General features: G+C 44.4%; 13 protein-coding genes. 4 read left to right on the top strand and 9 right to left on the bottom strand.

All coding sequences use genetic code 11. The features are described from left to right. Nucleotides 1–231 precede the first annotated feature (231 nt). From PQ469_RS25315 to PQ469_RS25290, 6 genes are all read right to left on the bottom strand, one after another. Nucleotides 232–981 carry an SDR family NAD(P)-dependent oxidoreductase gene (locus PQ469_RS25315; RefSeq protein WP_274210166.1) on the bottom strand — a complete coding sequence of 250 codons (750 nt, stop codon included), beginning with the start codon at nt 979–981 and terminating at the stop codon, nt 232–234. Nucleotides 982–1,111: 130 nt separating this feature from the next. Continuing rightward, nucleotides 1,112–3,706: a TonB-dependent receptor gene (locus tag PQ469_RS25310; protein WP_274210165.1), complete on the bottom strand. Its 2,595-nt coding sequence runs from the start codon at nt 3,704–3,706 to the stop codon at nt 1,112–1,114. A gap of 144 nt (nt 3,707–3,850) precedes the next feature. Then, nucleotides 3,851–4,186 carry a winged helix-turn-helix domain-containing protein gene (locus PQ469_RS25305; protein WP_274210164.1) on the bottom strand — a complete coding sequence of 112 codons (336 nt, stop codon included), beginning with the start codon at nt 4,184–4,186 and terminating at the stop codon, nt 3,851–3,853. A gap of 435 nt (nt 4,187–4,621) precedes the next feature. Next, nucleotides 4,622–5,797 carry a PQQ-dependent sugar dehydrogenase gene (locus tag PQ469_RS25300; RefSeq protein WP_274210163.1) on the bottom strand — a complete coding sequence of 392 codons (1,176 nt, stop codon included), beginning with the start codon at nt 5,795–5,797 and terminating at the stop codon, nt 4,622–4,624. 562 nt (nt 5,798–6,359) lie between these two features. Then, the gene (locus PQ469_RS25295; protein ID WP_274210162.1) at nt 6,360–7,361 is read right to left on the bottom strand and encodes an aldo/keto reductase; all 1,002 of its coding nucleotides are present in this window, start codon (nt 7,359–7,361) and stop codon (nt 6,360–6,362) included. Between the two features lie 48 nt (nt 7,362–7,409). Then, nucleotides 7,410–8,300, bottom strand: coding sequence for a helix-turn-helix domain-containing protein (locus PQ469_RS25290; RefSeq protein ID WP_337993768.1), 891 nt, complete (start codon nt 8,298–8,300; stop codon nt 7,410–7,412). Nucleotides 8,301–8,459: 159 nt separating this feature from the next. On the opposite strand from PQ469_RS25290, the gene PQ469_RS25285 reads away from it, so the two are divergent. From PQ469_RS25285 to PQ469_RS25270, 4 genes are all read left to right on the top strand, one after another. Continuing rightward, on the top strand, nt 8,460–9,365 hold the full coding sequence (locus PQ469_RS25285; protein ID WP_274210160.1) for an MBL fold metallo-hydrolase: 906 nt from the start codon (nt 8,460–8,462) through the stop codon (nt 9,363–9,365). A gap of 52 nt (nt 9,366–9,417) precedes the next feature. Beyond that, complete coding sequence (locus PQ469_RS25280; RefSeq protein ID WP_274210159.1) at nt 9,418–10,416, top strand: alpha/beta hydrolase; 999 nt, start codon at nt 9,418–9,420, stop codon at nt 10,414–10,416. 29 nt (nt 10,417–10,445) lie between these two features. Then, nucleotides 10,446–10,841, top strand: a complete 396-nt coding sequence (locus tag PQ469_RS25275) for a putative quinol monooxygenase (protein WP_274210158.1) — start codon at nt 10,446–10,448, stop codon at nt 10,839–10,841. A gap of 151 nt (nt 10,842–10,992) precedes the next feature. After that, complete coding sequence (locus tag PQ469_RS25270; RefSeq protein ID WP_274210157.1) at nt 10,993–11,745, top strand: SDR family oxidoreductase; 753 nt, start codon at nt 10,993–10,995, stop codon at nt 11,743–11,745. 173 nt (nt 11,746–11,918) lie between these two features. Here the strand turns inward: PQ469_RS25270 and PQ469_RS25265 are convergent, their stop codons facing one another. The 3 genes from PQ469_RS25265 to PQ469_RS25255 all read right to left on the bottom strand — a co-directional run bounded on the left by PQ469_RS25265 (nt 11,919) and on the right by PQ469_RS25255 (nt 15,440). Beyond that, a complete protein-coding gene (locus tag PQ469_RS25265; RefSeq protein ID WP_274210156.1) occupies nt 11,919–12,878 on the bottom strand; it encodes an arginase in 960 nt (319 codons plus the stop codon). Nucleotides 12,879–12,884: 6 nt separating this feature from the next. After that, on the bottom strand, nt 12,885–14,144 hold the full coding sequence (gene rocD, locus PQ469_RS25260) for an ornithine--oxo-acid transaminase (protein WP_274210155.1): 1,260 nt from the start codon (nt 14,142–14,144) through the stop codon (nt 12,885–12,887). A gap of 720 nt (nt 14,145–14,864) precedes the next feature. After that, nucleotides 14,865–15,440, bottom strand: coding sequence for an RNA polymerase sigma-70 factor (locus PQ469_RS25255; protein WP_274210154.1), 576 nt, complete (start codon nt 15,438–15,440; stop codon nt 14,865–14,867). Nucleotides 15,441–15,522: the final 82 nt, after the last annotated feature.

Genomic DNA, 15,522 nt, shown 5'->3' with positions numbered 1-15,522 from the left:
GGCAAACCGATTGTTGCGTATCTCGGTCTTATCGGAAATAACTAAGCTTTCTTTACCGCATAAAGCAAACACCATCAAAAAAGCTGTTATCTTAAAATCAATTTTTAATACCTGTGTCATTTCCTTTTTGTTTATAATATTTTCACACCAGTCTGTCCGGCTGGTACAAGTGTTTACCTGCTGACGAATCCTGCACGGCTGAATACCCGGCTTCTCTGTCAAATTCCCGCGCTAAACAATTGTAAAGCCTCCGTCAACAGCAATTGACTGACCAACTATAAAACTTGCTGCAGGGCTGCAAAGCCATAGTACAGCTGCAGCCACTTCCTCGGCATGTCCAAGTCTTCCGATAGGCATTAACTTAATGGCCTCATCCAGGGGTAAATCTCCTGAATCGATCATTTTTTGTACCATAGGCGTTTCTATAGTACCGGGACATACCGCATTGATCAGTATTCCTTTTGCCGCATACTCCGCCGCTGCACTCTTGGTCATACCCAAAACACCGTGTTTAGCGGCGTGATAGGCTGCGCGTCCGGGCAAACCGATCAGGCCCCCTATTGACGAATTGTTTACTATAGCCCCGCTGCCCTGTTTTTTCATTTGTTGCAGCTCATATTTCATGCAAAGCCACACACCTTTAAGATTGATGTCCATAATACGGTCGTATTCATCTTCTTCCAGATCGGCTATATCGGTTGCAGGACTTTGAATCCCTGCATTATTAAATGCCGCATCTATCCTCCCGTAGATTTCTACCGCTTTATCAACCATCGACCGTACCTGTTCTGCATCTGTTACGTCGCACCGGACAGCTATGGCAGCCTGGCCTTTTGCGTTTATCTTCTGCGCCACAGCTTTTGCAGCTTCCTCATTGACATCTGCTACTACAACTGATGCACCTGCCTGAGCAAACATGATCGCTGCCGCTTCTCCCATGCCGCTTCCGGCGCCCGTTACTAATGCTACTTTACCATTCATGTCAGACTCTTTTTTGTTTTTACCTGTATTGACGATACAAAGTTACCGATTGGAGATTCCCACCGTTAAAACCATTCAAACAGAAAATTTAACATATCAAACAATTTGTAAAAAATGACTTTTACGCTGATCACAATCTGTAGGTCAGTGTGGTATAATACAATCCGCCTATTGACGGGCCTCCTAAAAATGAATAATAGTAGTGGTTAAGTAAGTTGGTAGCACCGATCTTGATATTCAGGTGATCATTGTAAAAATCGTAATTCGCCTGTGCATCGATATTACCATAGGCTTTAACATTGCCGTTTACCAGGAATGATTGCCAGTAAAAACCGCATTGATGCTTGTAAGTGACATTAAAACTGAGACTTTTAACGACGTGCTCACCGCCAACTGAAAAATTCATGATCCACTCAGGCGTATTAAAACCATCTTCAAACCCGTCATTGTTATCAGTACGGCTTAATTTAGCGTAGGAAACATTGCCGCCCAGCGTATAATGGTTGAGCAGCAAATAACTTAACCCCAGGCTGCCGCCATAATTGTATACTACGCTTCGCGAGTTGGTATAAATCCGGTAACGGCTTTGCTGGCTCCGGTTATTCAGATAGTATGGTATCGAATCAGGTTTGGTCGTGCCGGGTACATTCATCTCTACCTGGGCAATAAAGTTATTGTATTTATTATAATAAAAATCAGCATCCACTTTCAGGGTCCGGGCCAAAAACAAGCCTTTGTAGCCCAACTCAAATGAGTTGATATGTTCCGGTTGTAAATAGCTGTAATGATTTTTAACCAGCAGCCCTTTTTCCTTTTCAATTGCCGCAGCGGTGGACAAGCCGTTGTTATTAAAGTCATTGGTCACTGCCGCCTGGAACCGGTCAATCGAACTGCGCAGATAAGCGTTCTCAAACACGCCATCAGACATTACTTTTAAACCGCCGACCCTTCTCACTCCGCCGCTGTTAACGTTAGAAAATGCTTCAAATATACTCGGGAACCGGGAACCGCTCTGGTAAGACATCCTGATACTCTGGTGATCATCAGGGGTAACAACAGCAGTAAACCGCGGGTTAAATTTAGTATCGAAATAATCGTTTTTATCAGCTCTCAGAGTAGCAGTCAGTTTCAGCAGGTCATGGAATAAATTTTTGCCTGCCTGAACAAGGCCTCCTGTTTTCCCATAGGTAAAAGTCTCAAATGTTTTGCCCTGTGCCGGATTAATAAAATAATTACCGTCAGGCTGGATGATATAAGACTGATAATCGGCTCCGGCGAGAAGTTCCAGTCCGGTTTGCTGTTTGAACCGGTTGCCGATAGCTTTTGCAAGGTCCACCTGTGCCTCTCCGTGAACAAGATCATCCTTTACCCGTAATGCCGAACCGACATCCCAGTTATTGACATCAGCAAGCTCATTCAATGTATTTTTGAAGGCCGCGGTACCGGGTTGCAGCCTGCCCCTGTCAGCCGCCAGACGGGCCTGATTCAGCGCCTGTACAGTAGATGTGCCGGTCACTCCTATGGCGCTGTTAAAGGCATTGGTGTAATCGGCATACCAGTTGTCGTCAGACTTGAAGTGCCGGTCCTGGTTTTCGGCGGCCGAACGCAAGTTGTATGATTTGCCGGTATTTTCACTGGTGAGGAATGCTCTTGCCTGGAAGATATCGTTTTTGACTTCGACCGCATGCTGCTGCAGAATATAGTCTTTTAATGCAAAGCGGTTGGCACGCTGGTACACATTGTCCAGATCTGCAAACCGGTAGGTATAACTCAGGGTGGTTTTTGGGCTTAACTTATAATATAAGCCCAGATCTGCTTTAATATTCTGAATATTGTAATCCGTCACGTCCTTTTCCGCATATCCCGTCCTGGCTACAACATATCTCCTGCCCTGCATGGTAATCGTACGACGGTCGGAGGATTCATTGCCATAACCGTTAACGGGGTCGTAACCGGGGTTGTTAACACCGCCCGCGATCCCTACGCTGGTATTGGCACCGGCATTCAGGTCCGTCCGGTTATCCGCGATCCAGTCATACCCTTTGGTATAAGTGGCATTAATCTTAATGGCAAAGCGTTCCGACAGCTTTTCCGCGATCCTGAAACCGGTTTCAGAAAAAGGTTTTGCTTTTGAATTATTATCGCCGAGATGGTTAATGCCGGTTCTTTGCTGTACGGTGACCCCGGCGCTGGTAAAAGGATCTTTGGTAATAAAGTTAGCCAGGCCGTTAACGGCGTTCAAGCCATAGAGCGCTGAGGTTGTACCCGGAATGATCTCCACACGTTCGATATCGAGGTCACCCGGCCCCATCGCATTGCCTATCGGGGCTCCGATGTGCGGTGCCTGGTTATCGATGCCGTCAACCAGCTGCGTGAACCGCACATTGGTAGTATTGGCAAAGCCCCGGGTATTAATGATCTTGAAACCCAGGCTGGGCGTAAGCATTTGTACCCCCTTTACATTTTCAAGCGCGTCAAAAAATGAGGGAGACCCCGAACTCTTGAAATACTTGCTGTTCACATTTTCGATACTTACAGGAGACTTGAGTATACTTTCAGCAGTGCGTGATGCCGAAATAACGATTTCCTGCAGCGTATGGGTCCTGATGGAATCCACCCGCCTGGTGGTGTCTTTCACCGGCTTTGTCTGAGCAAACACTGCAGGTGACGTAATAAGCAATAAAAAATATAATGTGATAAAAAATGACCGGGTAATAATCAGCATAGGTTTGCAGTGTTAAAGCTTGTTTATATAGATAAATTATTGTTAGCGGTTAAATACAACCGGTTGTTTTCGTTTAAAACCAATCGTTATTCACAATAATGAATAACGAAAATCACACCATTCCGAAATCCGGGGTCAGCCTGTTTACAGGCTGATTTGCCTGCTGCTTTCTTCCAGAAACTCGTGAAATTTCTTGTAAAATACCTTGAACTCACCGATGACCTTCAGGCCTTTCGGCGTAACCTCGGCTTTGCCTCCGCCTTTTCCGCCGCGGACCGAAATCACTACAGGATCGCCCATATTCGTATTCATATGGTCGATGAACTGCCAGGCTTGACGGTATGACATATTCATCTGCATGGCCGCCTGCCTGATCGAACCTGATTCCTTAATTCTTTCAAGGAGTTCTACTCTTCCGGGCCCGATTACACGCTCCCCGTTAACCTCGATATATAATTTGCCGGTATACTGATAATCCATACAATAAATTTAAAGGATTAAAATCAAATCGCCGAAGCATAAATCCATATGGCAGTTTGCTCAGTGCTATTCCTTTAACAGGCAGTTTTTAGCTTAACTCCGGAAGTCCGTTTAACCGGAAAATAATCAGTTCAAAATTATGGCATTAAGGTTCTTTTTTGTAAAAGATATCAAACAGAAAATTAACGAAATCAAACTACATTTCTATCGCCGGTCAGATACCTGCGCAACCTTTAAATTACCTAATTAAGGGATGCTTAATTTGCGCAGTTTATACGCCCCGCTGCAGTGAGAAGTAATTCTTATTATAAAACCGGGTAATTTTTTAACCTGGCACCATTGTTTAGCGTTGTGTTTCCGGTAGTTTCCGGCGCGAATTATAAAACTCACTAAGTATTCCAAGCTATGATTTTATATACTCAACTTATGACTTCTTTATTGCCGGTCAATCCTGTATAGCCGCCCCTGGTCGGTAACCGCATATAATGCACCGTCCGTTCCCTGGGTAATATCTCTGAACCGCTGGTTTTGATCAGTCAATAACCTTTCTTCGCCCGCAACCCGGTTGTTCTCTATGACAAGCCGGACGATGTGCATTCCGCTCAACGCTCCGACAAAAAGGTTATTTTGCCATTCGGGAACACGGTTGCCGCTGTAGAACGTCATGCCGCTTGGCGATACTACCGGGTCCCAGTAATAGACAGGCTGCTCCATGCCCTGCTGCTGCTGGATACCCTGTCCCACAGGTTGCCCGCTATATTCGATACCGTAAGTAATAACTGGCCAGCCATAGTTGAACCCGGCCTGTATGCGGTTAATTTCATCACCTCCGCGGGGCCCCATTTCGCTTTGCCATACCTCACCGGTTACCGGATGAACAGCCAGTCCCTGCGGGTTTCTGATGCCCATGGCATAGAGCTCGGGGAGTGCGCCGGCCTGCCCGAAAGAGGGGTTTCCGGGAGCGGGTTGCCCGTTAGTAGTAATGCGCACGATTTTCCCTAAGGCTGCCGTAACAGACTGTGCAAGAGGTCGTGTGGCCATATCCGAACCTTCGCCGGTACTGACCAGCAGATTACCGGTCTGATCAAAAACGATACGCCCCCCGTAATGGGCACTGCTGGAACGTGCGGGATTGGCCCGGTAAATTATCGTCGCGTTTTCGATGGTTGTCTCATTATTGGATAACCGGCCTTTGGCTACTGCCGTAACATTGCCGCCGGAGACGGCTTCGGAAAAGACCCAGTACACCATACGGTTTGAGGTAAATCCCGGATCAAGGCGCAGGCCAAGCAGTCCGCCCTGCCCGGCCGGATTCACCTGCGGTATGCCGCCGATCGGCGCACTTACTGCTCCGGCAGCGGTAACAATTCGCATGGTGCCTGCTTTTTCGGTAACCAAAAGCCGCCCGTCAGGTAATCCGGTAATGCCCCATGGACTGGAAAGTGCAGTGGTTATCGGCACCGCCTCATAGGCGGTTGTGGTGTGCACACCATTCACACGGGTCTGCCCTGCGAACGCAGGACGATAAGCCGCGTTGGGACTATTGGTCTCAACCGATTGAGGATTTGAGTTTGCAATTGGATGAGCATCGCGGCTGCAGGCTGCAAACAAAAAACAACCAGCAGCAAATACCGCAAAAGAAAGCGTGTTTTTCATAATGACGATTTAAGAAAATAATTACTTCGCAGTTTTCATATCGATCACATAACGGAACCTGACTTAACAAAGTTAGTTACTGCTGCGTCCGTAAAATAATGACATTCAAATAGAATGTTAAGGATATCAAACATATCCTATAACAATTTTGCTATAGCTGATTGATTGTCTGGGTTAGGGTGAAGGGGTCGCAGTATCTATCCGGTTCATTTACAGCCGGATCGGAAAACCGATTTGACGACCATACGAAATGCATGCCATATCTGCTTTAATTCTATTTTAGAATTGCTCAGGCAGGTCCTCTTTTGAACAAGATTGTTTGATTTCTCTAATCATCTGTTTGATCGGTTTTTGTACCCGACCTTTCGGGCAGGTACTTTTATCTCATAACTAAATGATGGCTTAAGGAAGTAAGAAAGGTAAAGGCATGCGGCATAAATATTGCCTCAATTCTGTCAAATGATAATTTGAGTTATCATTGTTCTTGTATCAATTTTTCAATTTTATTTTTTTGCGCTTACCGGCCAACAAGTTTCGCCTGTTCTTCAGGATAACGGGCTCCCTGGATTGTGATCTTCGATGCTGCTTCTTGTATCTGGGTAAGATCTTCCGATGTCAGTTCAACTTCTGCTCCGCCAATATTTTCTTCCAGACGATGCAGTTTGGTAGTACCGGGAATAGGTATGATCCATGCTTTCTGAGCTAATAACCACCCCAGTGCGACCTGTGCCGGGCTTACTTTTTTTTGAGCGGCTATTTGATTAATCAGGTCAATCAATGCCTGATTCGCTTTTAAATTCTCAGGATTGAAACGCGGTACGGTACTACGAAAATCAGTCTTATCAAAAGTAGTGCTTTCATCCATCTTTCCGGTAAGGAAACCTTTACCAAGCGGGCTAAAGGGAACAAAGCCTATGCCGAGTTCTTCCAGCATCGGGATTACATCCTTTTCAGGTTCCCTCCACCAAAGGGAGTATTCGCTCTGCAATGCTGTAACCGGCTGAACGGCGTGTGCGCGGCGGATTGTATCTATGCCCGCTTCGGATAAACCAAAATACCTGACTTTACCTTCCCCGATCAAATCTTTTACTGTACCTGCTACATCCTCAATCGGCACATTCGGATCAACCCGGTGCTGGTAATACAAATCGATCACGTCTGTTTGTAATCTTTTCAGTGACCCCTCTACTACCTTTCTGATGTGTGCAGGGCTGCTGTCCAATACAGACCATCTGGAATTGGCCTCGGCTTCTGATGCCGGTTTGAGGCCGAATTTAGTAGCAATGACAACTTCGTTGCGGAAAGGCACGAGGGCTTCGCCAACAAGTACCTCGTTAGTGTGCGGGCCATACACTTCTGCGGTATCAAAAAAAGTAACACCCTTTTCGACTGCCGCACGGATAAGACCGATCATTTCCTTTTTGTCTTTAGCTGCTCCATAAGACCAGCTCATACCCATACAGCCTAATCCGAGTGCTGATACTTCTAAACCGCTGCTGCCTAATTTTCGTTTTTTCATGTCTGTATATTCCTGCATTATGGAAATCGTGTCTGATTCTTCTTCAATTTAATTCAATAGCCTGTAATCATGCGGCGACTGCCCGACCCATTGTTTAAATACCCGGGTGAAATGCTGAGGATATTTGAAGCCCATTTCATAGGCTATCTCGCTGATTGACTTGCCGGCATCAGACATCCTTTCCTTAGCCACGTCTATTAATTTGCGCTGAATGTATTCCTGAGCTGATTGGCCTGTTTCCTTTTTCACCAGGTCACCAAAATACTTTGCTGATAAATGAAGTTGTTCGGCGCAGTAAGCCACAGAGGGCAAGCCAAATGCCGTTGGTTTATCCGTAGTGAAATAGTGATCCATTAATTCTTCAAACCTGGTCAGTATATCTTTATTAAGATGTTCGCGGGTAATGAACTGTCTGTCATAAAAACGTTCGCAATAGTTAAGCAGCAGTTCAATATTGCTGGCGATCAGTTTTCTGCTGTGTTTATCGATGGGATGTTCCAGCTCATATTTCACTTTACCAAAACATTGCAGCAGTATCTCTTTTTCCCGCGCAGAGACGTGGAGTGCTTCCATGACATTGTAAGAGAAAAAATTATAATCCCTGATGAGCTTGCCAAGCGAGGTTCCCCTGATAAAGTCAGGGTGAAAGGCCAGCGCCCAGCCGTTTGGCTGTATCAGTGTATCTTCTTCATCGAAACCGGCTACCTGACCTGGTGCTATAAAGATGAGCGATTCTTCCTGGTAATCATAATGATTGCGTCCATACCGCAGATCGGCGCATTTTTCATTCTTCAGAAAAACAACGTAGAGCTCCGAAATAAAACGCGCCGGCCTGATTTGTTTTGATTCGGACTGATCCAATACGGTCACCAGCGGATGCAGGGTTTCCTGGCCTCTTTCGGTATTAAATTGTGTTACACTTTCCAGTTTTTTAATCATTTCCACGGCCCTCCGGTTAAGTCCAATCAAAATTACTACAAGAATTTGATGGAATGCCCCTTTCGCCTCATAATCAGGAATAATGGTAAGTAATTCAGGAATACGTATAAGTTGCTGACGGCAAATTAACAGGACCTTTGGGTTACCAATCATTAGATTATGAGAACAAAGCTTTTTGCAGTACTGCTTTTAATGCCTGTTATTACCACGATCTGCGTACATGCGCAGACAGGCGCTGACAGCACCGAAAAAAAAACGGTAAAAAAATATCAGGCGAAAGCTCCTCCAACTCAATCCTTCGGAGCGGAGGCTTTTAAGCCATCAGGCAAGACCGTCATCCGATGGATGGGCATGGGCGGATGGTTTGTTAACAGCCGGGGTACAGTCTTCATGGTTGATCCGTTGCTGGAAGGATTCGATATGAAGGTCATGATCGATTTTCCTATTGCTCCTAAGGATATCCCTCGTCTCGATGCAATTTTTGTAACACACAGCGATAATGATCACTACAGCATTCCGACCTGTAAAGATCTTTCCGCAGTGACCAAAGCTTACCATTCGACTGTCTATGTAGATTCTCTGATGAAAAACCAGGGGCTTCCTTCATCAGGTCATAATATTGGTGACCTGTTTACTATAGGAACGGTAAGTATCAAATTAACGCCGGTAGATCACGACTGGCAAAATTCTTTTAAAGGGGCAAGTACACGTCATTTTAAAAAAGAAGATGCCTGTGGCTTCTGGATCGAAACACCGGATGGCAGTATTTGGGCCACCGGCGACTCCCGTTTGATGCCGGAACACCTGCAGATGAAGACACCCGATGCCATATTCTTTGATTTTTCGGACAGCGAATTTCATTTCGGCCTGGCAGGAGCAGTTAAACTGGCCAATGCCTACCCCGACACCCCGCTGCTGCTTTCTCATTGGGGATCGGTGGATGCCCCTGACTTCACTCCATTTAATGGTGACCCTGCCAAGCTGGCCAAATTGGTGGTCAACCCGGATCGGATTAAAGTACTTGCACCCGGCGAGCCATATATTTTAAAACGGCTCAAAAAGTAGCCTCCTGATTCTTTTAAAATCATCAAACTCATTAAAGATAAAATCATTTAATATGTCACATTTCCTGTTAAAAACCGCATCTGTTTTATGTTTTACGATAACAAGTTCTATTGCTTTCGGGCAGGCGGACAATGATCATAAAATAGCCGATTCACCGCAGCTACCATCTTATATTGAGAAGCCGGCGGATGCATCGGGCATTTTTGCCATTTACCCGGCACACGGTATACCGCCCGGTTCCGAAAAATGGAACTGGCACGAACAGTCATCACAGGCATTGGGCGATAAAATGGTAAGGAATGTGGTTATTCCGACCGTAACTGTATTTGAACCGGCAGCCGGAACCGCGAACGGAACCGCTGTAATCGTAGCACCGGGCGGAGCATTTCATTTTCTGATGATGGAGAATGAGGGCTATCAAATGGCACGATGGCTGTCAAAGCTGGGTATTAAGGCCTTTGTGCTTAAATACCGGGTGCAGCATACACCCGCAGATGATACTGAATGGCGGAAATTTTCGGCAACCTTATTCAGTGAATTGCCAAGGGTCAGCCAGGGAGAGATTTACCCGCCAATGAGCCATCCGGGCGCCGAAGAGGCCAGGTTATGGGGAGAAGAAGATGCCAGGCAGGCCGTCCGTTATATCCGAACCCACGCTAAAAACTTTTCTATCGACCCCGGTAAAATTGGGATAGTAGGCTTTTCCGCCGGCAGCGGAATTGCGGTAAATGCGGGAACGCGATTTGATTTAACCAGTCGCCCGGACTTTATCGGGGCGATCTATGCAGGATACAGAATAGTCAGCCCGGTACCGCAAAATGTACCTCCGCTTTTTATCGCTATCGCAGATGACGATAAGAGCGTTGCGCCCATATCTTCCGCGCGGCTATTTGAAGACTGGCATAAACTGGGCAGACCCGTGGAATTGCATATTTTTTCGAATGGAGCCCATGGCTTTGGAACAAAACAACAAAATAAACTAACAGATCAATGGCTTGGCCTATTTAAAAACTGGATGAATATGGAAGGTTTCCTTCCTGCTGTCAAATAATTAAAATCTAAATCGATAAATTAATAACTATGAAAAATACGCTGCTTTTATCATTTGTTGTTTTGATGACATTTACATTTCTAAATATTGCAGATGCAAATGCCCAAAGTAAGGAGCCAATCGTCAGGCTGGCAAAAATTGACGTGGACCCCGCTCAATTGGATAATTACAAAGCCTTCCTGAAAGAAGAGATCGAAACTTCGATACGGATTGAACCCGGCGTTATAACGTTGTACGCTGTTTCCGAAAAGATTAATCCTACTCATATTACAATCTTTGAAACCTATGCTGATAACGATGCTTATCTGGCTCACCTGCAGCGACCGCATTTTTTAAAGTATAAGGCTGCGGTTAAGGACATGGTTAAAAAACTGGAACTTGTCGAAGTAACCACTATTGCATTGGATGGTAAGCCCAAAAGCTGACCGCATATATTCATGAAGAATATATTTACTCTCACGCAACCATTGGACTGATCTGGACTGTAATTATTTGAAATCATTACTTAATTATTTGATAACCTTTAACAGTCGAGCTCCCGGCAAGGGTAATTTTGCTTCATTAAAACATCTGACTATGGAAACAATGAAAGATCAGGTCGCACTTGTTACAGGCGCGGCAAGCGGTATGGGGCTGGCAGCAGCCAAAGCGTTTGCGGAGGCTGGTGCTACGGTCGTATTGGTGGACATCAATGAACCTGCAGCGCAAGCGGCACAAATCGTCGCAGCAGGTCACAAAGCCATTGCTATACGTTGTGATGTTACCGATGAAAAAAATGTGGAAGCCACAATCGGAAAGGTTGTGTCCACTTTCGGCCGGCTTGATGCCGCCTTTAACAACGCAGGCATACAAAGTCAGGCAATGGAACTTGCTGATGTAAGCGGCGAGGAATATGACCGCATTCTATCCGTTAATCTGCGTGGTGTATGGAATTTCATGAAATATGAACTTCAGCAAATGCGCAGGCAGGGAAGCGGTACTATCGTTAATAATTCCTCGTTGGGCGGTCTGGTCGGTGTGCCCGGACGCGCAGCCTACCACGCTTCCAAACACGGTATCCTTGGCCTTACCAAAAGCGCCGCCCTGGAATATGCAACCAAAGGTATCCGTATCAATGCCGTTTGCCCCGGAATTATTGCAACACCCATGGTTGAAGATATGTTGGCCAATGAAGCGGACGCTATGCAGGAAATGATGAAAGTCGTACCTATGGAGAGGCTGGGCCGTCCCGAGGAAGTAGCCGCTGTTGTGCTTTGGCTTTGCAGCCCGGCAGCCAGTTTTATCATAGGGCAGGCCATCGCTGTTGACGGCGGCTATACTGTGCAATAAAGGCAAATAAAAACAGCTCTATGAAGGCATTAATCACATTTGGTACCCGCTATTCTTTTTGTAATTGATATGGCATTGCTTAAAAAGTAAACTATAATCTTGAAAGTTTATCACCTACACTGTTTTGGATAAAAAAGTGTAGGTGATCTGTACATGGGGCGTTTTTTTATAGCCTACGGCTGAAGGTCAATAGCTATGGAGGTCTGCTCCAAAACTTCAAATGCCGTCTCTGCCATTTTGTTTCCCTTGTTATCCAGCAGAGGATTAACTTCAACTAGTTCGACACATACTACTTTTTGTGAACCGATGAGCTGTTTCATAATCGCCATTACTTCATACTGATCGAATCCTTTAGATACAGGTGTACCCGTACCCAGTGAAATGAGGTCACAATCCATACTATCAACATCAAAAGAAATATAAATCATGTCACAAACTGTTAATTTGTGTAGCGCTTCATCCACACATTTCACTAATCCCCTGAAACGTATTTCCTCAACCCTGTAATTTTTGATGCCCAAAGATTCTATGAGCCTGTCCTCTGCTTCTTCTGTATCGCGCACACCAAAATAAATTAAGTGTTCAGGCGTCAACTTAGCATCAGGAGTTCCGATTTTTTTGAGATCATTCCAAAAATGTCGGATCTCACCTTGGATGGGGTTTACCTGGCAATTCAAATTATCATTAGCCAGTGCCGCTGCTAAGGGCATTCCGTGTATATTTCCTGAAGGGGAAGTATAGGGTGAGTGCAAATCTGCATGGGCATCTATCCACACTACGCCAAGTGTTTTATCAGGAAAGGCCGTTTTAATTCCGCTAATTGTCCCCAAAGCTGAAGAATGATCGCCACTTAAAACCAGCGGAAAATATTTCTCAGACATGGTTCGGTTTACTGCCCCGGCGACCCTTCTGCATTGTTGCAAGACATGTTCAATTCTTTTAGCAAACGTGCTTCGGTCCTTATTGTATATCGTTTCATTATGTGTTTCGACATCGATAAATGGGAAAGTGTTAAAGTATTCACTTCCCTTATTAATGGCTGCGATTTCAATAGCGTCAATTCCTAAATCAGCACCTCTTGTCCCTGCGCCAATATCAGAACGATTTTTTACCAACTTGATCGATTTTTTCATAAATCTTTAAGCAAAGTTTAGCAACGATTTTTCGATGATCAATAGACATTCGTTTATTTGAGCTTCTGTGATGACCAAGGGAGGAGCCAGGCGGATTTTGTTGCCGTGCGTGGGCTTTGCCAATAATCCATTTTCCTTAAATTTCAAACAAATGTTCCAGGCCATGTCAGAATTTTCCGTGCTGTTTATGACAATTGCATTAAGAAGCCCTTTTCCTCTCACTTCCCGTATCAGGTTTGTTCGCTTAGCGATATCTTTAAGCCCTGATCTGAATATCCGGCCAAGCGTAAACGCATTATAAGCCAGATTCTCATCAACAACAACCTGTAAAGCCTCTTTTGCAACCGCGCATGCCAAAGGGTTTCCGCCATAAGTTGACCCATGCTCGCCGGGTTTGATTGTGAGCATGATCTCGTCATTCGCTAAAACAGCAGAAACCGGTATCACCCCTCCGGAAATTGCTTTTCCTAAGATTAATATATCCGGTTGGTCAGTTTTTTCCGCTGAATTTATATCGTAAGAAGCTACCATACTTCCAGTCCTTGCAATACCGGTTTGAATTTCATCTACAATAAATAGCACATTAAATGCCTTACACAAAGCTCTGATACGTGATAGGTAATCGCTATCAGGAACCACGATACCTGCCTCACCCTGGATGGGTTCTATGATAAATCCTGCTATATGCCGGTCTTCCTTCAATAAAGTATGAAAAGCATCCACATCGTTATAGGGAACTTGTGATATGCCCCCCACAAATGGCCCGAAATCTTTTCTTGCCGTTTCATCATCTGATGCAGATATCACCGAAATTGTTCTCCCATGAAAGTTGCCGGTTGCAAAAACTATTTTAGCCTGGTCTGGCTGGATTCCTTTCACTTGATAGGCCCATTTGCGACAAAGTTTCATAGCACTTTCTACCGCTTCAACACCTGAATTCATAATTAATGCCTTATCGAAGCCAAATAAATTACAAATAAATTCCTCGAAGTCGCCGAGTTTGTCATTATAAAACGCCCGGGATGTTAGCGTTAATCGTTCTACCTGTAGTTTCAAAGCATTGATTATCCGGGGATGACAGTGTCCTTGATTTACTGCCGAATAGGCCGAAAGGAAATCGAAATATTGGTTTCCCTCGACGTCCCAAACAAAAACGCCCTTTCCTTTCTCCAAAACCACAGGCAATGGATGGTAGTTGTGTGCACCGTATTTACTTTCTTTCTCGATTAGCGCGTTGCTAATATTTAATTCAGGAGAGTTTATCATTATATATAATCTTGAAATTTATTAGTCGGTATCTATAATTAAGATCACTAAGCAATCGGATCTTCATCGTACGTCCCGTTCCGCTTTCTTTATTCATCAGTCATGGGGCCGCCAATTCGTAGCCACAACTTTGTTCTGACATCAATCGGGGAGGATAAATCTAAATGACCGCTGCGGCCATTAACACATCTTGCCGTGCTGCCGCACTGTTGATAAACCTGCTACCGTCGCCTGGCGGATATCGCTCGCAGCCTGACAGTTATTTCACAACACGGCTGTTTACGCTTTTTTACCAACCCAATGATTTATATTATATCTGCCGCGACATAGAGTCGGCCAGATTAAGTAGCCGATGGAAACGATCTTTTTTTTGAACCTGTTTGCCTTCGTGATAGAAAATAAAGCATCAGAAAAAGGGATACTTCATACATTGGTTCTTTTGGTTGATAGCTTATAAATGGTTTATCGTTATTATACAGTAACGTAAGTCTACCTTTTACCCTTAGTGGCAATCAAAAAAAAGGAGAACATTCGTAGATTGGGAAGGTAATTTTACATCTTTAGTGTAGATGTTATAACATTCAATTTTGTTATGCTAATGCTGATTCTTATGGAATCTGCCAAAAAAATTGAATAACAGAAAATATACATAGACGATAACGGTTTAAGTTACGAAGCTAACCCTGACGTTAATCTATAAGGCATAAGATAAGAAACTGACTAAGAAATGAGATATACAAAGGAAACCAGCAGCACAAGGCTGGTGTTGCGAAGAGAGAGTTTGATAGACTTTAGCGCTTTAGTCAGATGTGCTTCAACCGTCTTTTCGGCAATGTTTAATTCAAAAGCTATCTGGGGAATGTTTTTACCCTGCTCCCTGCTGCATTTAAAAACCAGTCGGCATTTTTCAGGCAGTTTTTCTACTACTCCATTAATATATTCTTTTAAGAAATTAGCATAGATTTTTTCATCGTCAAAATCACAATCATTGCTGCCAAAGACATTAAAAGCAATTTCATTCCGGCGCCTTTCCCTATAAATGGCATTCAAAATAGTATATTTAACCGCAGTTACTAGGTATCCGGACAAGGAATCGATACTAACCTCCGCCCGTCTATCCCATAATTTTATTAATACGTCCTGAACAATTTCCTCGGCGGATGATTTATCCCTGAAATGATTGTAGGCGATCGCAAGCAGCTTTCGCCAGTATCGGCGATAAATTTCAGCGATAGCTGCCTCATCCCCTGCTTTGAGGGATAGAACCAGCTGCTCTTCACTGAAATTTTTGATCATAACAATTTAAAAATCTAATTTATTAAATTTACATTATATTTTAAATAAATTTCATGTAAATAATTGCAGAAACATCAATATA

This window comes from Mucilaginibacter sp. KACC 22773 (assembly GCF_028736215.1).
In the GTDB taxonomy this organism is placed as follows: Bacteria; Bacteroidota; Bacteroidia; order Sphingobacteriales; family Sphingobacteriaceae; genus Mucilaginibacter.
Note: the sequence above shows the minus strand (reverse complement) of the source record. Positions and strands in the feature narration are given on the sequence as shown.